Source organism: Tunturiibacter psychrotolerans (genome assembly GCF_051013365.1).
GTDB classification, from domain to species: Bacteria; Acidobacteriota; Terriglobia; order Terriglobales; family Acidobacteriaceae; genus Edaphobacter; species Edaphobacter psychrotolerans_A.
The window spans coordinates 1,282,170-1,301,859 of sequence record NZ_CP132941.1; the positions used below are offsets into that span (position 1 = coordinate 1,282,170).

13 protein-coding genes are annotated in these 19,690 nt (G+C 56.4%); 11 read left to right on the forward strand and 2 right to left on the reverse strand.

The features are described 5' to 3' along the window. Window positions 1–224: 224 nt before the first annotated feature. On the reverse strand, window positions 225–2,741 hold the full coding sequence (locus RBB76_RS05220; RefSeq protein WP_429628466.1) for an MGH1-like glycoside hydrolase domain-containing protein: 2,517 nt from the start codon (window positions 2,739–2,741) through the stop codon (window positions 225–227). A 209-nt stretch (window positions 2,742–2,950) separates the two neighbouring features. Between RBB76_RS05220 and RBB76_RS05225 the strand changes: the two genes are divergently transcribed. The 11 genes from RBB76_RS05225 to RBB76_RS05275 all read left to right on the forward strand — a co-directional run bounded on the left by RBB76_RS05225 (window position 2,951) and on the right by RBB76_RS05275 (window position 19,100). Next, entirely contained in the window at window positions 2,951–3,409 is a 459-nt protein-coding gene (locus tag RBB76_RS05225; protein WP_429628465.1) for a hypothetical protein, read from the forward strand. Between the two features lie 15 nt (window positions 3,410–3,424). Further along, window positions 3,425–5,251: a tetratricopeptide repeat protein gene (locus RBB76_RS05230; protein WP_429628464.1), complete on the forward strand. Its 1,827-nt coding sequence runs from the start codon at window positions 3,425–3,427 to the stop codon at window positions 5,249–5,251. Between the two features lie 167 nt (window positions 5,252–5,418). Further along, on the forward strand, window positions 5,419–7,308 hold the full coding sequence (locus RBB76_RS05235) for a CRTAC1 family protein (RefSeq protein ID WP_429628463.1): 1,890 nt from the start codon (window positions 5,419–5,421) through the stop codon (window positions 7,306–7,308). Next, entirely contained in the window at window positions 7,305–9,041 is a 1,737-nt protein-coding gene (locus tag RBB76_RS05240; protein ID WP_429628462.1) for a CRTAC1 family protein, read from the forward strand. Before RBB76_RS05235 ends, RBB76_RS05240 begins: the two co-directional genes overlap by 4 nt. Before the next feature lie 348 nt (window positions 9,042–9,389). After that, on the forward strand, window positions 9,390–11,072 hold the full coding sequence (locus RBB76_RS05245; RefSeq protein WP_429628906.1) for a CRTAC1 family protein: 1,683 nt from the start codon (window positions 9,390–9,392) through the stop codon (window positions 11,070–11,072). A gap of 105 nt (window positions 11,073–11,177) precedes the next feature. Further along, the gene (locus tag RBB76_RS05250; RefSeq protein ID WP_429628461.1) at window positions 11,178–13,394 is read left to right on the forward strand and encodes a tetratricopeptide repeat protein; all 2,217 of its coding nucleotides are present in this window, start codon (window positions 11,178–11,180) and stop codon (window positions 13,392–13,394) included. A 29-nt stretch (window positions 13,395–13,423) separates the two neighbouring features. Then, window positions 13,424–13,711, forward strand: a complete 288-nt coding sequence (locus RBB76_RS05255; protein ID WP_429628460.1) for a c-type cytochrome — start codon at window positions 13,424–13,426, stop codon at window positions 13,709–13,711. Between the two features lie 38 nt (window positions 13,712–13,749). Beyond that, on the forward strand, window positions 13,750–16,767 hold the full coding sequence (locus RBB76_RS05260) for a sensor histidine kinase (protein ID WP_429628459.1): 3,018 nt from the start codon (window positions 13,750–13,752) through the stop codon (window positions 16,765–16,767). Next, window positions 16,760–17,386, forward strand: a complete 627-nt coding sequence (locus RBB76_RS05265) for a response regulator (protein WP_429628458.1) — start codon at window positions 16,760–16,762, stop codon at window positions 17,384–17,386. Before RBB76_RS05260 ends, RBB76_RS05265 begins: the two co-directional genes overlap by 8 nt. Window positions 17,387–17,396: 10 nt before the next feature. Further along, entirely contained in the window at window positions 17,397–17,921 is a 525-nt protein-coding gene (locus RBB76_RS05270; protein ID WP_429628457.1) for a hypothetical protein, read from the forward strand. Window positions 17,922–18,005: 84 nt separating this feature from the next. After that, window positions 18,006–19,100, forward strand: a complete 1,095-nt coding sequence (locus RBB76_RS05275; RefSeq protein ID WP_429628456.1) for a glycoside hydrolase family 130 protein — start codon at window positions 18,006–18,008, stop codon at window positions 19,098–19,100. A gap of 61 nt (window positions 19,101–19,161) precedes the next feature. On the opposite strand, the gene RBB76_RS05280 is transcribed toward RBB76_RS05275, so the two are convergent. After that, complete coding sequence (locus RBB76_RS05280; protein WP_429628455.1) at window positions 19,162–19,686, reverse strand: hypothetical protein; 525 nt, start codon at window positions 19,684–19,686, stop codon at window positions 19,162–19,164. Between the last annotated feature and the right edge of the window lie 4 nt (window positions 19,687–19,690).

Below are 19,690 nucleotides of genomic sequence, written 5' to 3' on the forward strand. Positions count from 1 at the left end.
TGGCGTATGAGTTCCTTCAAATAGGTATACTTAAACCAGTAAGACAAGATCCCCGGCCACAAACCGGGGAATTGTCGTTTGTAGCCGTAAGTCCTTTGGCTGCACGAATTTGGGCGCAAGTCCTTTGCTATGACGAATTTGCGAGTGGCTGCACTTCCTAAGTTACTCAATACAAGTAACTTACACGCTGCATATAGGGGGGGGGGGCAAGGTTGCAGCCATCGTTACCAGCGAAGTGTGACTGTCTGCCCCTGATAGCCAACGCCGGAAGGGAATTTAACGACGAGCTTCTCGACGCCCGCGGCGCTTCCAGCCGGAGCAGCCTCGATCGTCCCGCCCTCAACATGAAGATTGAGTTTAGCCGCATTCCTCCGCACCTTGAGCTCAACTACGGAATCCGCCTCAGCCTCCAAATCCAGCTTCAACGAGTGCGCATCTGCGGTCTCGCCTAACACCTTCATCTGAGCAGTCCGCGCACCCGGCAGAGGCAGCCCATGCGGCACCGCGACCTCCGCCGGAGGCAACGCAAAAGCAATCGACGCCCCATCGGAGGCGACCTTCGCACCCTTCACCGCACTGGCCAACCGAACCGCCGGCCCGGACGCATTCGACACCTTCACCACCATGTTCGCCCCCTGACGCTGATAGGTCAGCGAGCACACCGACGCCCCCACATGAAGTCGCTCCACCGTAGCCGAATCCCAATCCGCAGGAAGATGTGGATCAAGATCGATCAAGTGGGAGAGCCCATCCGCCTCCACACCAAACAAACCCCGCAGCGCCGGAGTGATCACCATCGCCGAAGACCAGAGCTGATGACTGGTACTCCGCCCGAAAGGCTGGAAGAATGCGCCCGACAGCAACTCCGTGACCGCGCCGAGATCCTGAGCCGTCGTCAAATCCGCGTTCTGCATCAAGTGCTCATAACCAGCCAGCGGGCGTCCCGCACGATACTCCGCCACCGCCTCCCACCCTGTAAACAGAGGCCACACCGACCCTTGGTGATAACTGATCGGATCATAGATAGGCTCACTCTCCGCCACATCACGCAGCCCCCAATCGGTAGAAAAATCATGCGAAGCCCACCGCCGAAAACTCGTCTGCGGATGCGCCAACCCCACTCCTCCGTTCCACCAAGCAATCGCCGGATAAACAGTAGCCGTCCGGTCAAGAGTCCCATCAACGTTTCGGCTGAACGCATACTGCTGACTCGCAGAATCGAAGTATTCAGCCTCGATCTTCTTCGCCAGATCTACAGCACGAGCACCCGCAGTATCGGCTGTAGCCTTATCATCCAGCAACCCAGCAAGCTTCGACATCGCAGCCGAAGCCTGCTGATCGAGCAGTGCCAGATAGATCTCCTGATGCGGCATCCCGGTCGGCCAACTCTCCACCCAACCCGTCCCCTGCGAATTGTCATAAATGCCATCGCCATCGGTGTCATGAGTCGTCTCAAAACGCCACGCTCTCTCAACGGCCTCCCGATGTTGCCGAAGAAATTCAACATCGCCGCTCGTCCGCACGTAATCCAGCAACGCAGTCAAAAACAACGGCGTAGAATCCGCTGCCGCGTATGCATAAGAGAAGTCCTTCCAATCAAAATACGCCGCGGTCTGCGGATATTCGTGCATGATCTTCCCGTCATCGCGCTGCCTCTTCATCAGGAACTCAAGTTCAGCACGAGTCAGCCCGAAGTCACCAAATCCATTCACGGCATAGAGCGTATACAAGCTATCGCGCCCAAAGTACCAACCAAATCCAGGCCGCGCAGAATCCCCAGACGAGTAATATCCAGCCACCAACCCAATCTCCCCACTCGGTTGCGCCCTCGCCCTTAGTTGCTCAATCGAAACCTCTCCCCAGGCAAAGTCATCGTTCAATCCAGCATCCGGAGTGCGAATCGCCGTCAAACTATCTCGCATCTGTCGATATCGTTCCGCGTGCTTCGCATATATTCGCGGCAACTCGCTGTTCAACCGTTCGAGCTTCCCTTGTAGCCTAGCGTTCGTCGCAGTCTCCGCTGTGGTCCCCATCGCCATCAATAGAGGAAAGTAGCGATTCGTATCTCGTTTAGGGTCATAATGCAACTTCAGTTCCAGCGGATAAAAACGTGGCTTCTCTTGATACGGAGCCAATATTCCCGGTTGCGCATTCGGTATCGCTACAGCCCCCGCAAGATCGGGAAAGTCAGTATGCAGCACGTAAAATCCCCCATTCCCTTGCTTCACCCAATCCGCCGATGGAAGCCCCTGACTTCGCTGTGGCCACATCGGCCGCATCTCGGGCGTAAAGCTGAAGGTCAAATCCATCGGTCGCGTCGAATCAATCTGAAACAACACCACCGCACCTGTGCCATCCTCCGCATCATCTGGGGCAAACATAATCTGCCTCACCGTAAACGCGATATGCGAATACGTGATCACCGTACGATCAGGAGACACCTCGATCTCCGCCGCATCTGCATTTAGATCGATAGGCACCGAATACCCTTCCACATCGGCTCGAATCGCGAAGTGGCTAAGCAGCTTTACGGGCAGCACCCATGCCTCAAACGTTCCTTCCTGTTGCCCAGGCATCGCGCCGCTTGTCCCGGCAACAGTGAATGGCTTGCCCGCCTCAACGTGCCGTTGAATCACAAGACTATCTTCTCTGATTGGAAAAGCATCGACCGGCCGCAACATCCCTGTCTGAGCGCCCGCGATTCCGCCAAGCATTGCGACAACAGAAAAAGCAGCCCGCATAGAGCCTCCCTCTCAAAAGATCACCAGTCTACATGTTGCTGAGTTCTCTCCGAACCAAGTACGATGCCATTGATAAGAGGCCGATCATGCTCCGCAAACCTTTGCGCTCCACCCTTTTGTTTGCCCTCACGATTTTCTCTACATACAGAGCAACTCGCGCTGTCAGCAGATACCAAAGCGATTCAAGCACCGCGAATGAGTCTAGAGCTTTGACGGCGTCAGAAGCGGCGAAGTTACTGCCCGCAACAGTCTTCTTCCGTGGCCAGAGCGCACCCATTCAGGCACGAAACTCGAGCGGAGTGCAGTTCAACAAAAACGAGTTGCTTCTTGTTACCCTCGTGGACACTGCGGGCTATTCAAGTTCGGTGCAGGAAAAATATCAAGCGTATCTGATCACTGAAGCATCCCTCGACATCGAAGGGCATCGGCTTCCGCCAGGCGCATACGGCTGCGGCTTCCTGGCCGGCAATGCCTTCGTCGTCATGGACATCGGAGGCCACGATCTCTTCTCCATCCATTCAACCAAGGACGCCACCTTCCACCGGCCCACTCCCCTTCAGGTCCTTCCCATGCCCAACGGCTCCGGATACCGACTCTACGTAGGTCGTGACTATATCGACTTCGCCCACTCGCCCGAAACGAACAACACCACTGCCCTTCGTCCATGATTACAATCGGCTGAGATGCAACGCTTCCAGACAAGTTCGCTTCTGCTTTTCAGCGTATTCGCGATCGTCCCACTGGCTCGAGCACAGACTCCCTCAACGCCGGCAGCTCCCGCACCAGCCGCTACATCCGACAGAGTGAAGGAAGCAGAGGAAGCGTTCCGTGCCGGATCCGCAGCCTATCTTCAAAATGACCTTCTTACTGCGCACATACAGTTTGCAAAGGTGGTCAAACTAGCCCCTGAAGTTGCCGCCGGGCACAGTGCCTTCGGAACCGTCCTGCTTGCTGAAGGAGATCTAGCCTATGCAGCGGATCAACTCGAATTGGCGCACAGACTCGCCCCGCAGAATTCGGACGCCACCCTCACCCTGGCGATTACCTACTCTCAACTACACCAATATCAGAAATCGGTGCAGATGTTTCAGCTCCTTGATGGAACGAAAGGCGATTCGACGCAGACGCTCACGCCGCAGGCTTCCATCGCCTACGCCGCCGCGCTCGCCGCAACGGGAGAGCCGGCAGCAGCCCAAAAGCAGTTGGAAGCCACTCTGGCCGGCGCACCCGACAATGCAGTTCTGCACGATAGTCTGGGTACCATCCTTGCGCAAGAGCAGAAGTACCCTGACGCCACCGCTCACTTTCAGCGCGCTATCTCACTAGACCCATCGCTGGCATCCGCGCACTATCACCTCGGCTCCGTCTTTCTGAATCAAGGCAACCCCGCATCTGCCGTTAGCGAACTGACGAAAGCGAACGAGCTCGCCAAAGAAAATGTCGAGTATGTCTTACAGCTTGGCCGCGCCCTTCGCGCAAACGATCAGGAAGAGGCCGCCCTCACAGTGTTGCGACAAGCATTGGCGGTCGATCCTGCATCGACTGACATCCAATACGAACTCGCCCTCACCCTGCAAGCCAACGACAACCCCCGTGAAGCTCTACCTCTCTTCAAACAGGTCGTGTCGGCACGTCCTCAGGATTCCGCCGCACTTACGAATCTCGGACTCGCGCTCGTGCAGACGGGCGACGCAAAGGGTGCGATCGTCTTCTACCTTCGCGCCCTCGCGCTGAACGCGCAGAATGCGACCCTGCTTCAGGACCTCGGCGTCGCTTACCTTCAGCAAAGCGATCTCGACCACGCCATAGAGCAGTTTCGTGCAGGACTCCTTGTCGAACCTGACAACTCACATCTCCACTACGATCTTGGACTAGCGTTAAAGCTAAAAGACAATCCGACCGCAGCAGTGCCTGAGTTCCAACGCGCAGAAGAGCTCGATCCGAAATTACCCGATCCGCCATACACGCTCGGTGTTCTCTATCTCCAACTCGGGCGTTTCGCAGAGTCCCAGGTTGAACTCGAAAAGGCCACCGCCTTACGCCCCGATAACGGCGATGCCTGGGCTCTCCTCGGCAATGTTTATAAGAACAACAACGATCCGCAAAAGGCCGCCGCCGCGCTGCGACGAGCCATCGACCTGTTACCCAACCAGCCCAGCCCGCATATCAGTCTTGCCGCAGTCCTCAGCCAGCAGGGAGATTCAGAAGGCGCGATAGCCGAACGGAAAACAGCCGCAACCCTCAGCCGCGTTGCCGTCAGCCGCCAGCGTGCCAACTTCGCGCTCGATAGCGGCAAAGCTCTTCTAAAACAGGGTCAGATTGCAGAGGCAATCGTCCAACTGCAAACTGCAGTAGACGCCGACCCAAATTACAGTGAAGCTCACTCTGCCTTAGCAGATGCTCTCGATAGGCAAGGGAGAAGCGCCGATGCTGCCCTCGAACGACAAAAAGCAAAGAAGCTCATCGCAAATACTTCCGCACCAGCCAACGCCCCTTCCTCTCACCCATAGAGTCAGCACTGCAAGCTCTCCCAAGCAGCTTTGTGCCTCCAACAGATCTCCTACGTGAGCCACTTCCAACACTCTTTCAACCCTATCCAATTTTGTGATTACAATTACCACGTCGAATAGAGAGCCTCGAAACGCCTGTCCGGGTCAATAACCCGAGGAGAGTCCTTTTGAATTGGTCCCGCCGTAACTTTCTCACCTCGCTCTCCACCACTGCACTGGTTCTTTCGCTCGACGACGTTCTGGCCCTGGCAGCGCCGCAAAATCCGCAACCACCCCAACAAGCGGGATCGCGCCCCACCTACGACGCTGTTCCTCGCCCCGCACCCAAAGGGCTCCCCTCCCCCGTTGCCGGTACCGCGCTCGGCATCACCTTCACCGACGTGGCACGTCAATCGGGATTGAACGCAAAAACAATCTACGGAGGTGAACACAAAAATCGATACCTACTCGAAACCACAGGCTGCGGCGTGGCCTTCTACGACTACGATCACGATGACTGGATCGATATCTTCCTGGTCAACGGTACGCGCCTCGACGGATTCCCCAAGGGGCAGGAGCCCATCTCGCGACTCTTCAAGAACAATCGCGACGGTACCTTCACCGACGTCACCCTCAAAGCCGGACTCGGCCGCGCCGGATGGGGCCAGGGATGCTGTGTCGGCGACTACAACAACGACGGTTGGGACGATCTCTTCGTCAGCTACTACGGCCAAAATGTCCTCTACCGCAACAACGGAAACGGAACCTTCACCGACGTCACAGAGAAGGCAGGCCTTCTCCAATCAAAGACGCGCTGGAACTCCGGCTGTGCCTTTCTCGACTACGACCGTGATGGGCATCTCGACCTCTTTGTCGCCAACTACATCGACTTCGACATCAAAACCGCACCTCTCCCCGAAGCTGCGGGCTGCGCTTACAAAGGAATTCAGGTAGCCTGCGGCCCTCCCGGTCTTCAGGGTGGCAAAAACATCCTCTATCGCAACAATGGAAACGGAACCTTCACCGACGTTTCGCAAAAAGCAGGCATGTGGGACACCATCGGAACCTATGGCCTCTCGGTAGCTGTCTCCGACATCGACGGCGACGGCTGGCCTGATATCTATGTCGCCAACGACTCCACCGCCGCCACCTTCTACCAGAACCAAAAAGACGGGACCTTCAAAGATGTAGCGATCGAAGCCGGTATCGCCTACTCGCCTGACGGCAAGCCACAAGCCGGCATGGGCGTCTCCATTGGAGATTTCAATCGCGACGGCCGCTTCGACATCGTCAAAACCAACTTCGCCGGTGACACCGATTCCCTCTACGTTAACCTCGGCGACGGAAACTTCGACGACCATACCTACATGTCCGGACTTGGCGTAAACACCCGCTATCTTGGCTGGGGCGTCGGCTTCTTCGACATGGACAACGACGGCTGGCCCGACATCTTCATCTGCAACGGCCACGTCTACCCAGAAGTCGATGGAACCGCGATCGACGCACCTTACGCTGAACACAAATATCTCTACCGCAACCTGCGCAACGGGCAATTCGAAGAAGTAACCGCGCAAGGAGGCCCCGGCATCACGACTCCCGCCCCCGGCCGTGGTTGCGCCTTCGGAGACTACGACAACGACGGTGTGCTGGACGTCGTCGTCAATTGCATCAACAGCCTCCCGCAGTTACTTCACTGCGACTCAACCACCGGCCGGAACTGGATCAAAATTCGCACAGTCGGCACAAAGTCCAATCGCTCCGGCATCGGAGCAAAGATCAGCGTCACGACAGCACTACCAGGCGCAGCCAAACCCTTCACCCAGATCGACGAAGTCCGCAGCGGCGGCAGCTACTACTCGCAAAACGATCTCCGCATCCACTTCGGTCTCGACCACTCCACCAAAGCAGATTCGGTCGAAATCAAGTGGCCATCCGGAACGACAGACACGCTCACCGACCTCGCAGCAAACCATCTTTACGTCATTCAGGAAGGTGGAAAGATTCTGAAAACTCTTGCTATGGGCACGTCATCGCAATCGAAAACATCGACAACTCCTGCCCCGGCCTCAAAACCATGACGCTTCAGTCGCTCTTTCGAATGTCCGTCATCGCTACGTTTGCGACGACGGCCTTCGGCCAGCAGCCCTACCCTCCAACCACTGATCATCCTCCCCCAGCCTGGTTTGTCGACGTAGCACTCAAAGCAGGCATCACCGTTCGCGACGTCAACGGTAGCGTCGAATCCAAGCGCTACATCATCGAAGCCACCGGCTCCGGCGTCGCCATCCTCGACTACGACCGTGACGGTTGGCCCGACATCTTTCTCGTCAATGGCACCAACATGCCTGGCACAACTTCCGCACCCAACCAGGCCAAACCCACCAATCATCTCCTCCACAACAATCACGACGGTACCTTCACAGATGTCACCGTGAAGGCAGGCCTCGTTTCAACCGGGTGGGGTCAAGGTGCCTGTGTCGGAGACTATGACAACGATGGATTCGACGACATATACGTCACCGGCTACGGCAAAAATCGTCTCTTCCACAACCAGGGCAACGGAACCTTCAAAGAAGTCGCGGAGCAGGCAGGCGTTGCCGGTACCGGCAAGGAGTGGGGAACGGGCTGTGCCTTCGTCGACTATGATCGCGACGGCAAACTCGATCTCGCCGTCGCCAACTATGTACACTTCGACCTTGCCCACACGCCTACTCCAGGCCAGACCTCAGGCTGCATCTGGAAAGGCGTTCCCGTCATGTGCGGTCCCCGTGGCCTCGAGAGCGCACCGAACATCCTCTATCACAACCTCGGCGGAGGAAAGTTCGAAGACGTCAGCAAGCCCAGCGGCTTTGAACACACGAACGGACACTACTGTTTCTCTATCACTACTCTCGACTACGACGACGACGGATGGCCCGATCTCTATGTCGCCTGCGACTCCACCCCTGCCATCCTCTATCGCAACAACCACGACGGAACCTTTAAAGACACTGCCGCAGACGCCGGCGTAGCCTTCAACGAAGACGGACGTGAACAGGCGGGCATGGGCTCTACCGCAGCCGACTACGACGGCGATGGTAGACTCGACCTCTTCAAAACAAACTTCTCCGACGACACCTCCACCCTCTATCGCAACAACGGTGACGGCACCTACACAGACATGACCTTCGCCGCCGGACTAGGCATCAACGCCGATGCTCTCGGCTGGGGCGCCATGTTCGCGGATGTTGATAACGACGGATGGCCCGACTTGCTCGTTGTAAACGGCCACGTCTATCCCGAAGTCGACTCCGCCAAACTAGGTTCCTCCTACCGCGAACCTCGCTTCCTCTACAGCAATCTCGGCAACGGAAAGTTCCGCGACATCAGCAAAACTTCTGGCCCCGGATTAGCCGATCCCCGCTCAAGTCGGGGCCTTGCCATCGCCGATCTCTTCAACGATGGCCGTCTAGAAGACGTCATCAACAACCTCAGCGATCGACCGATGCTCTTGGTCAACCTCGCCAGGAATCAGAACCATTGGCTCGGGCTGCACCTCATCGGCACCTCCTCGAACCGCGATGCCATCGGCGCACGCGCGACCCTGAAATCTGCGAGCCGTCTCTGGGTCGACGAAGTCCGAAGCGGCTCCAGCTACAACTCCTCCAACGATCTTCGCCTCCACTTCGGCCTCGGCCTCGAAACTCGCCTCATAAGCATCCAGATCCGTTGGCCCAGCGGCCAAACGGAACTCTTTGACCCTCCCGCACAGATCGATCGCATCATCGAACTCAGCGAAGGGAAGGGTCGCCCCGTGCCAGCGTCAAATTAACCGAGCTATCTCTGACAACAAAGTCGCAATCACATGCGAGGCTCGTATGGTAAACATGATCGTGAGTCCATCGAGAGAACTAAAAATGCGCGCACAACTCGACTGCCGCTGCAAACTGAAATAGGGAATCACAAGGACACATTCGTGACCGTTCATCATCGCCGCCGTTATACTTCGCACCACCTGGCCTTTGTCCTCCAGGCAATCCTTTTTGTGAGTACAGGAATATCGATAGGCCAATCCACCGCTCCAAACTCCCACACCACAGATACACAATCTGACAAACCCCAGGAAGGCGGACAGGCGCCTGCAACGGGAGGAGCCAACACTGGCGGAGCACACCCCGCAGTGCTCGACGCAGAAAAACGACCCATCACCGCCGGCGGCTTCGTAAAGAGTGGCCACATTATCTTCCAGGACATCGCCGCAAAAGCCGGCCTGACCTCTTGGACCCACACAATGGGAACTCCGGAGAAGAACTTCATCATCGAGACAAACGGATCTGGCGTGGGACTCATCGACTATGACAACGATGGCTGGCTGGACATCTATCTGGTCAATGGTTCTACCTACGACGCGATGAGCGGCAAAGCGACACCGCCCCATGCCGCCCTATTCCACAACAATCACGACGGCACTTTCACCGACGTCGCAGCAAACGCACACGTTACCAATGACCGCTGGGGAATCGGCGTTGCCATCGCCGACTACGACAACGACGGCTGGCCCGACATCTACGTCAGCAACTTCGGCAAAAACCGCCTCTATCACAACAACCATGACGGCACCTTCACCGACGTCGCAGAGAAAGCCGGGGTCACTCTCGGCAACTGGTCCACTGGAGCCACCTGGGGAGACTACGACGGTGACGGCCGGCTCGATCTCTTCGTCCCAGGCTATGTTCACTACGACATCGCAAACCAGCCTGGGTCCGGAGGCAAAGAGGTTTCCTACAGCTTTTGCCAGTTTCGCGGAGTGAAAGTCATGTGCGGCCCGCGTGGTCTCAAGGGCGAACCCGATCACCTCTTCCACAACAACGGGGACGGAACCTTCACCGACATAAGCGAAAAAGCCGGAGTCTCCGACAGCAATGGCTATTACGGTTTCGCCTCCGTCTTCGTCGACGTCAACAACGATGGCAAACCAGACCTTCTCGTCGCCAACGATTCCACACCAAACTACCTCTACATCAACAAAGGCGACGGCACCTTCGAGGATGCTAGTTACGCCTCCGGATACGCTCTCAACGAGAACGGCCGCGAAACAGCATCGATGGGCATCGCAACCGGGGACTACCAAAACAACGGCCTTCTCGACATCTACAACACAACATTTTCAGACGACTACAACCCGCTCTATCGCAACGATGGAGATGGCAACTTCACCGATATCAGCTATCAGATGGGAATCGCGGAACCCACAATTCCCTTCCTCGGATGGGGCACGGCGTTTTTGGACTTCGACAACGATGGATGGAAGGATCTCATCGTCGCCAATGGCCACGTCTACCCGCAGGTCGACCAAACAACCTGGGGAACCACCTGGGCACAACGCCCGCTCCTCTTCCGCAACATTGACGGAAAAAAATTCGATCTCGAACCCGCAGTCGAAGGCACCGGACTCGCAGCTCTCTACACCGGCCGCGGAATGGCCGTCGGAGACCTCTTCAACGACGGCAAATTGGATGTTGTCATCAACGCACTCGACCACCACCCCGGCCTGCTCCGTAACGTCTCCGCTGACAACCATCATTGGATCGAGCTAAAACTCGTAGGCGGACCCAAAAGCCCTCGAGACGCTATCGGTTCAACGGTCTACCTTACCGCAGGAGGCCAAAAACAGCGTGGCGATGTAACCTCAGGAGGCAGCTTCGCCTCCACTCATGATCCTCGCGTTCACTTCGGCCTCGGCGACGCCGCCACAATCGATTCAATCGAAGTACACTGGCCCAGCGGAGCTAAAGAAAAGTTCGTAATCACGAAGGTGGACCAAATTATCACTCTGACAGAAAGCAAAGGAACAAAGATTTAGTCGCCGCAAATTCTTGACCTCAAACTTTTGATCGACACAACCTTCCACCCGCAGAACGATAGCGAACCCACCTGACGCATCATTACAATCACTTCTCCTATGAAAATGCCTTACAGACGGATCGGTCGCATCATCCTCTGTACGGCCCTTTGCGCAGCCGCCACCTCATTTTTCATTGCCTTGAAGACGGATGGAGCCCATGCCTCCGATACCGTCACTACGCCTGCCCAGCGAGAGATCTATACCGAGGCAGTCAAAGAACATTACAACTTCAGATTCGGCGCCAATCAACCCTTCCTGCCGTCGAACGCCACTACAGACACCGGCCAGTTCATCAATCCCAAAGCCTTCCCCACTGCCAAATACTGTAGCCATTGCCACCAGGAAGCCCATGCCGAATGGCGCCAATCCGCTCACGCTAACTCCTTTCGCGCTCCTTGGTACATCAGGAACACAGGCCTGCTGACAGCCGAAAAAGGCATTGAATACACCCGTCACTGCGAAGGCTGCCACAACCCCATCGCACTCGTTTCAGGAGCTCTCACCAAGGGATCACCGGTCAATCGTAAGTTCGACGAAGATGGCATCACCTGCTCCGTCTGCCACTCCATCCAGAAGGTCGATGCCCGTGGCACCGGCAGTTATGTACTCGCACAACCGACGGTTCTCCTCGATGAGAACGACCAACCCATCTACGGCGACGTCTCTGACAAGGAGATCCTCGCCCACCTCGACCGCCACTCCAAAGCAGTAATGAAGGATTTCTACCGCACTAGCAATTTCTGTGCGGCCTGCCATAAAGCGGCTCTCCCCAAGCAACTGAACGACTATAAATGGCAACGCGCCATCTTCCTCTCCGACGAGTGGCAGCTCTCCTCTTTCGCCAAACAGTCGCCCCTTCCCTTCTACGTCAAAGACCAGGTCTCCACATGTCAGACCTGTCACATGACCCGCGAAGATCTCAGCACCTCTGACTCAGGAGCGAAGGAAGGAAAACTCGCCTCCCACCGATGGCTCGGTGCCAACACCGTTCTCCCGAAGTTCTACAACTACGACGCTCAGATGGAGAAGACCGTAGCCTTCCTCAAGGCCGGCGTCTTCAACGTAGACATCTTCGGGCTTGAGAGAAATCAAGACAAAATCATCGCCCCACTCGGTAACGAAAACTTCGCCGTCGCCCCAGGCGATCTCCTAACCACCACGATCATCATCCAAAACACAGGCATCGCTCACAGCCACGTACCCGAGCAGCGCGACATGTACGAGAGCTGGGTCGAGTTTGAAGCCAAAGACGCCGCTGGTCACACCCTCATGCACTCCGGCACAATTCAACCCAACGGCGACCTCGATCCTCGCGCGCACAGCTTCACCAATCGCCTCGTAAACACGAGGGGAACGATCAACGATCTCCATCAAGTCTGGAATAATCGGGTCGTGGCCTACAACAACACGATCGCCTCCGGTCGCTCCCAGGTCGTCCGCTACCAATTCAAAGTACCCGCGGACGCGACGGGACCCATCACCGTTACAGCTAAGGTCAACTATCGCCGCTTCGATCAGCATTTCATGGACTTCGGAATGGGCAAGCACTACGAGATGCCAGTCGTTACCATGTCCGAACGCACACGCACCTTCACCCTCGGCGACAATCCCCCCTCGGTCGACGCACAGGACAACAAAATCTGGATGCGCTGGAATAACTACGGCATCACCATGTTGGATGCGCAGCAATACGCCGAGAGTGTCCGCGCATTCCAGCAAGTCGCCCAGCTCCGACCCGACTACGCCGACGCCTTCACCAACATCGCCATTGCAGACTTCCAGTGGGAGCGCTACGAAGCATCCCGTACCAGCCTCGACAAGGCGCTCGCGCTTAGCCCGCACAACTCCCGTGCGCTCTACTACCTTGCGTTAGTCGAACGGAACCAGGGCCAGGTCGACAACGCCATCGCAGATCTCCGCGAAGTCATTACAAAATTCCCCAACTCACGCGACGCTCACCGAGAGCTTGGCTTCTCTCTTTATCAGCAGCGCAAGTATGACGAAGCCCGCACAGAGTACGAGACTCTACAATCCATCGATCCCGACGATCTGGCTGCACACTATATCCTCTCCATCATCTACCGCCGCCTCGGCATGAAAGAGAAAGCGGCCCACGAAGCAGCGATGTTTGCCGATCAAAAAGACGACCCCACCGCAAGCACCTACGCACTCGAGTACCTGCGCAAACACAACGAAGTCGCATCGGAGACCGTCCCCTGGCACACACACACCGATTTTGCTCCCGAACCCACCGACCACAACGTAAAATCTGCTCAATGAATTTGTTGCGTTCAGCATTAGTTATTGTTATGGCATCCACGTTTTATTTCCCGGCATTTGGGGAGTCCGCAAAGCAACACGGAGCCACCGTGTTCGTCGACAACGGCTGCCAGCACTGTCACACCATCCACGGTCAAGGCGGCGAAAGAGGCCCCGATCTGTCCGGAGTAGGCCGCACCCTGAACAAAACTCAGATCCGCACTCAGATCACACAGGGTGGTCGCCAGATGCCGTCCTTCGGCAACATTCTGAAGGCATCGGAAGTCGATGACCTCGTCGCCTACCTGCATTCCTGTCGCGACAAGAAGCCGAAATAATTTAAGCATTCTCAGATCGGGAGATACGTAACATCCGAATGGAAGCGAATCTAGCCATCATGCTTTCGCGCATATCGAACGTCCGCATGAATTCTCTTTCGCGCCTCCATCTCGTCCTGTGCTCTTCCCTCTTCTGGACGCTATGCGGAACCGCATTGCTCTGCGAGTCCGCTCACTCCCAGGACCCAAACAGTTTGGGCAATCAATCCTGGTCCACAGAAAACGGCCTCCCCCAAAATAGCGTCCATCAGATCTTCCAGTCCACCGACGGTTACATTTGGATTGCAACGGAAGGTGGCATAGCTCGCTTCAATGGCACCGACTTCAAAATCTTCAGCCACGAAACGACTCCCGAAATCACCGGCGACGACATCTGTTGCTTCACCCAAAGTCCCACTGGCCCGCTCTGGATCGCAACATCCGACGGCTTTCTCCAGTACTCGGCGGGAACATTTCGCCGCTATTCTATCGCAGATGATTTACCCTCCAGCCGCATCATCAACCTCGCTGCCGCAGACGACGGTTCACTCCTGCTCCTAACGAACGAAGGCATCGTCAGCTTTGACGGCAGCCGCTTCTCAACCATCTACCTTCCCTCCTCTGCCGTCCCATCCGCAATAGCCACAGCACACGACGGCAGCATTTGGATCGCATCGAACTCCGGAATCTTTCAATATGTCCGTGGCCGAATTCTCCCTTTGCCAATCAGCTCGCCTTCTACGCCAAAAGAGATTCAGGGCATTGGTTTTCTCCCCGAGCACAGTCTCTGGCTGCGCACTGGTACCAGTCTCACGGTGCTGCAAAACGGACATAGCCGAACTCTAACAACAGGCCACGACCTCCCAGCCTCGCGCATCCAGTCTGTTCTCGCCGGCTCGCAAGGAGCGCTTTGGATAGGCACCAACAGAGGACTCTTCGCCCTCGACAAAATCGGCAACCATCCACAAGCCGTCGCGCCCCTCGGCTCCGACAGCATCCTGTCTCTCACACAAGACAAGGAGAGGAATCTCTGGGTCGGAACAGAATCCAGCGGCCTCCAAATCCTAAGACCCGAAAACTTCCGCACCATTCCCGGCCTCTCCGATCACCTGATCACTGCCATCACACAGGCATCCGACGGCGCCATGTGGGTCGGCACCGACGGAGACGGACTCGACAGATGGCAAGCAGGAAATATCCAGCACCTGTCCACTCACTCGGGCCTCCTCAGTGAAACCATTCTCGCTTTGGCCCCAGGGGCAGACAGCACTATGTGGATCGGCACGCCAGACGGCCTCAACCATATCGACGGCACGAAGATCCGAACTTACACCTCCGCCGACGGCCTACCCGATGATCTGATTCGCTCTCTCCTTAGCGACGACGATGGCTCACTCTGGATCGGCACTCGCCATGGTCTCGCACACTTGCAGGGCGATCGATTCGTTACACTGACCCACTCTGACGGCCTCGGAAGTGACCTCGTCGGTGCTCTTCTCAAATCCCACGCCTCTAACTCGCGCGACCTGTGGATCGGCACACTCGACGGGCTCTCGCGCCTTCGCGATGGCCATATCAAGACCTTCACAAAAACGGACGGCCTCTCCGGTGACACGATCACCGCTCTTGCGGAAGACCCTCACGGCACGCTCTGGATCGGAACAAAAGGAGCCGGCCTCAGCGCCCTTACGAACACAGGCGTCATCTCCCTTCACCGAAACGACCTGCCTCAGACCATCGACTCCATCCTCCTAGATGATCTCGGCAATCTCTGGCTAGGCTCCAGTCGAGGCATCATCCGCGTCTCAGCTGCAGCGCTTATCAGGTGTGGTTTGCTATCAACCTGCGATCCTCATCCAGTCTCATACGGTCGCGCCGACGGAATGCCCACCGAAGAGGCTGTCGGCGTAGGTCATCCCGCCGCCTGGCGAACCACTGAAGGACTTCTCTGGTTCGCGACTCGCAAAGGTGTCGCAGTCACCGATCCCACACACCTCACGGAAAACCTGATCCCTCCCCCGGTCGTCATCGAACGCTTCACAGTAGACGGTGTCGACATGCCCCTGACATCCGCCGAACAAAATATCACGCCTGGTCACACCAGCTTCGCATTTGGATACGCTGGCCTCAGTTACGTGGCACCCGCCAAAGTCCGCTATCGTTACCTTCTCGAAGGCTTCGACCAGCAATGGACAGAAGCCGGTTCACGCCCCATCGCTTTCTACACTAATCTCCCGCCCCGCCACTATCGCTTTCGCGTGCAGGCAGCCAACAACGATGGCATTTGGAACGAAACTGGAGCGCAAATCATCTTCAACGTGCGACCTCCTTTCTATCGCAGACTCTGGTTTCTCCCGCTCGTCCTCGGTCTCGCCGCCGCCATCGCGCTCCTACTCTATCGTCTCCGCGTTCGGGGTCTTCAATCGCAGTTCCAGGCAGTTCTCGCCGAGCGAAACCGCGTCGCCCGCGAAATTCACGACACTCTCGCTCAAAGCTTCGTCGGCGTCTCCGTGCAGCTCGAACTCACCTCCCAGCTTCTCGCCCACTCTCAACCTGACGCAGCGAGAAAACAAATCGACCAGACCCGCACCTACGTCCGCGAGGGACTAGCCGAAGCTCGCCGAAGCATCTGGAATCTACGCGCCATTACTGCGCAGAACAGCTTGCCAACACGCCTCACACGCCTGGCTGACCAGTCCAATCAAAAGAACCTCAGCGTCCGACTCAACATCACCGGCACCTATCGCCCTCTCGCCCAACCCTTTGAAGACGAGGTCTTCCGCATCGCCCAGGAGTCTTTGGCAAATGCTGCCCGCCACGCAAACGCTACTCAGGTATCCATCAGCCTTCGCTACGATGCAACCTTATTAATACTAAGCATCTCCGACAACGGTGCCGGATTCGATGCGACGGAAAATGCTCCTGCATCAAGCGGGCATTTTGGCATTCAGGGGATGCGCGAGCGCGCGGCTCAAATTCATGCTCAACTAACGATTGAAAGTAGTCCTGGTAACGGCACCATCGTCACGCTAGCAGCACCCATCACAGAAGGAAAAGAGGCAGCAATCAATGCCTGAACGTATTCGTATCCTCGTAGTGGATGATCATCATGTCGTTCGTCAAGGTCTAGTTGCGCTGCTCAACATCATCCCCGACATTGAAGTAGTGGGCGAAGCCAGCGATGGTCTTCAGGCAATCGAGCTCCACAAGGCCTTGCAACCGCACATAACGTTGATGGATCTACAGCTCCCAAACCTCGGCGGAGTTGACGCCATCCTGAAGATTCGCGCAGACGATCCCGCCGCAAGATTCATTGTGCTCACCACCTTCGACGGAGATGAAGACATCTTCCGCTCCCTCCAGGCTGGCGCAAAAGCCTATCTCCTCAAGGGAATGACCCTCGACGAACTCGTCTCGACCATTCAAGCAGTTCACAGCGGAAGGACCCTCATCTCTCCCGCCATCGCGGAAAAGCTCGCCGAAAGAATGAGCACTCAAGCCCTTACCAACCGCGAACTGAAAGTTCTGGAACGCATCGTGGCTGGCCGCGCAAATAAGGAGATCGCCTCCGACCTGCAGATCAGTGAAGCCACAGTCAAATCTCATATCAATAGCCTGCTCGGGAAACTTGGTGTCAGCGATCGCACTCACGCCGCAACCGTCGCCCTCCAACGAGGTATCGTACATCTCAAATGAGACCCGCCCAATGAAGCCCTCTCTCCTTGCCTTGCTCCTGATCCTTGTGCCACCGTCGTTCGTCGGCGCCCAATCAAAGGCTTCCTGGCGCGCAGCGACTCCAACAGAGTTGCAGATGGCTCTACCAGCCCGCGCACCGGTCGAAAAAGAACGCATCGAAACAGAGATGCGCACCGCCTCGGGCATCATCAACTCGCGCGGAAACATCATCGCGGGTGTCGTTCTCATCACCGCCGGTTACTCCGCCGACGGAAAATACTCCCACTACCTCTTGGTTCAATCTCCCATCACCTTCGGAAACCTCTCACTTACTGCCGGCAACTACGTAATCGGATGGCACCGTGGTGACGACGATCTCATCGTCAACTTCTACGATGCCGCAACCGGACGAGAACATGGTGCCGTCACCGCTCATCATCTGGCAACCGGCTCACGCGTCGAATCCTTTCGCATATGGCCTCCCACCATCAACTCGATTCTTCAAATTGGTCGCTTCGCCATTCCCTACACCTTGGAGAAGCAACCAACGCCATAACCACTCGTCGAAATCCGTCGTTAAAATCATGCCTTGTTACCACTTCTAGAGCACTGTACTTTAGACCACATGAAAATAGACCGCATGCTGATCATCACAGCGACTCTGTTTACGACCAGCATCCTCCCTGCGCAAAGTGCGGCCACATGGGAGATCGGCCCTTTCACCCGGCCTGCGAGCGGCAATCCCGTCATCACTCCTAATCCGCAGTCGACCTTCACTGATCCTGTCCTCAACGCTCCGATTCACTGGGAGATTCTTCACACATTCAATCCTGCAGCGATCGTTCGCAACGGCAAGGTCTACGTCCTCTACCGCGCAGAAGATAACTCCGGAACGATGCAGATTGGTGAACACACCTCACGTCTTGGTTTAGCGGAGAGTAACGACGGTATTCACTTCACACGACGAGCCGAACCCGTCTTCTATCCCTCAAAAGACACTGAACAGTCTCGCGAATGGCCAGGCGGCGTCGAAGACCCGCGCCTCGTCGAAACCAGTGACGGCGCCTACGTCCTCACGTACACCCAGTGGAACCGCAGTACTTACTCCGTGGGAATCGCGACTTCCCCCGATCTAATACATTGGACCAAGCACGGTCCCGCTTTTGCAAGCGCATCGAACGCCAAGTATGCCCACCTCAAATACAAGTCGGCAGGGATCGTAACGCATCTCCACAACGGCCGCCTCGTTGCCGCCAAAATCAACGGAAGATTCTGGATGTATTGGGGAGAAGGAGCCATCCATCTCGCGACCTCGAGCGATCTGATTCACTGGAGTCCACTCGAGCATGCACAGGGCGATCCCATCGAAGTGCTTCGCCCACGTCCTCAACACTTTGACGGCACGTTTCCTGAGACCGGACCCCCGCCAATCCTGACCGCCGCCGGAATCGTCGTCCTCTACAACGGAAAAAATGCAGTGACAGGCGGAGATCCGGATCTAGGCCCCAACGCATATGCAGCCGGCGAGGCCCTCTTCGACATCAAGGATCCCGCCCATCTCCTCGCACAGACAGAAAATCCTGTCCTGAAACCGATCATGCCTTACGAGAAGACCGGACAATACGCCGCGGGAACCACCTTCGCCGAAGGTCTGGTTTACTTTCATAACCGGTGGTTTCTTTACTACGGATGCGCGGACTCGCTCGTAGCTGTCGCCACAGCGCCAAATAAATAGGTCTACAGATTCGATGAAATCATCCATTAGCGAATCGTGAAGCTATCCCATTCACAAGCCGCTAGTGAAAATGAACAGCAATTCCCGTACTGGCTCCATACGGGCGCAGCGTTCCGAACGGAAAATTGAGCCACCATTGATATTCGAAATCAACAAGCCGGACACTATACCGGCTTCTGCCCAACGCCAGATCAACACCGCCGCCAGGAGCCAACACAAAGTAATTGCCATCCGCGTAATCGTAGGGAAAATGAAAGTGCCCATCGCCAACAAGAACTTTTCCATATGCCGTCAACCATCGTCTGCGATATGGAAATTTTCCCCCAACAAGATAGGTCGACTGATGAGTGCCCACCTCTTCGTTAATGGTAAGAAAACGAACCTCAGCCTCGTAACTAATTCTCTCTGAGCGAGAGTAATCGACAAAGCCAGACCCGCCTCCAAGATCGCGCTTGCCGTAATCCGCCGCAAAGAAAGAGTAGGTCCCCCCCACCAGCCATCGCGGCCCCGGCCCTGTCGCAGTTGGCAGCGCCTGGCCGTTCACGAGAGATGTTGCAGCAGCAAGAAACACCACAACAACGAGCACTCTC

Bases quoted from the DNA above. Each gene is read 5' to 3' on its own strand.
- RBB76_RS05220 (WP_429628466.1), bottom strand. From the start codon at position 2,741: ATGCGGGCTGCTTTTTCTGTTGTCGCAATGCTTGGCGGAATCGCGGGC.
- RBB76_RS05270 (WP_429628457.1), top strand. From the start codon at position 17,397: ATGAAGCCCTCTCTCCTTGCCTTGCTCCTGATCCTTGTGCCACCGTCG.
- RBB76_RS05255 (WP_429628460.1), top strand. From the start codon at position 13,424: ATGGCATCCACGTTTTATTTCCCGGCATTTGGGGAGTCCGCAAAGCAA.
- RBB76_RS05275 (WP_429628456.1), top strand. From the start codon at position 18,006: ATGCTGATCATCACAGCGACTCTGTTTACGACCAGCATCCTCCCTGCG.
- RBB76_RS05250 (WP_429628461.1), top strand. From the start codon at position 11,178: ATGCCTTACAGACGGATCGGTCGCATCATCCTCTGTACGGCCCTTTGC.
- RBB76_RS05260 (WP_429628459.1), top strand. From the start codon at position 13,750: ATGGAAGCGAATCTAGCCATCATGCTTTCGCGCATATCGAACGTCCGC.
- RBB76_RS05265 (WP_429628458.1), top strand. From the start codon at position 16,760: ATGCCTGAACGTATTCGTATCCTCGTAGTGGATGATCATCATGTCGTT.
- RBB76_RS05230 (WP_429628464.1), top strand. From the start codon at position 3,425: ATGCAACGCTTCCAGACAAGTTCGCTTCTGCTTTTCAGCGTATTCGCG.
- RBB76_RS05240 (WP_429628462.1), top strand. From the start codon at position 7,305: ATGACGCTTCAGTCGCTCTTTCGAATGTCCGTCATCGCTACGTTTGCG.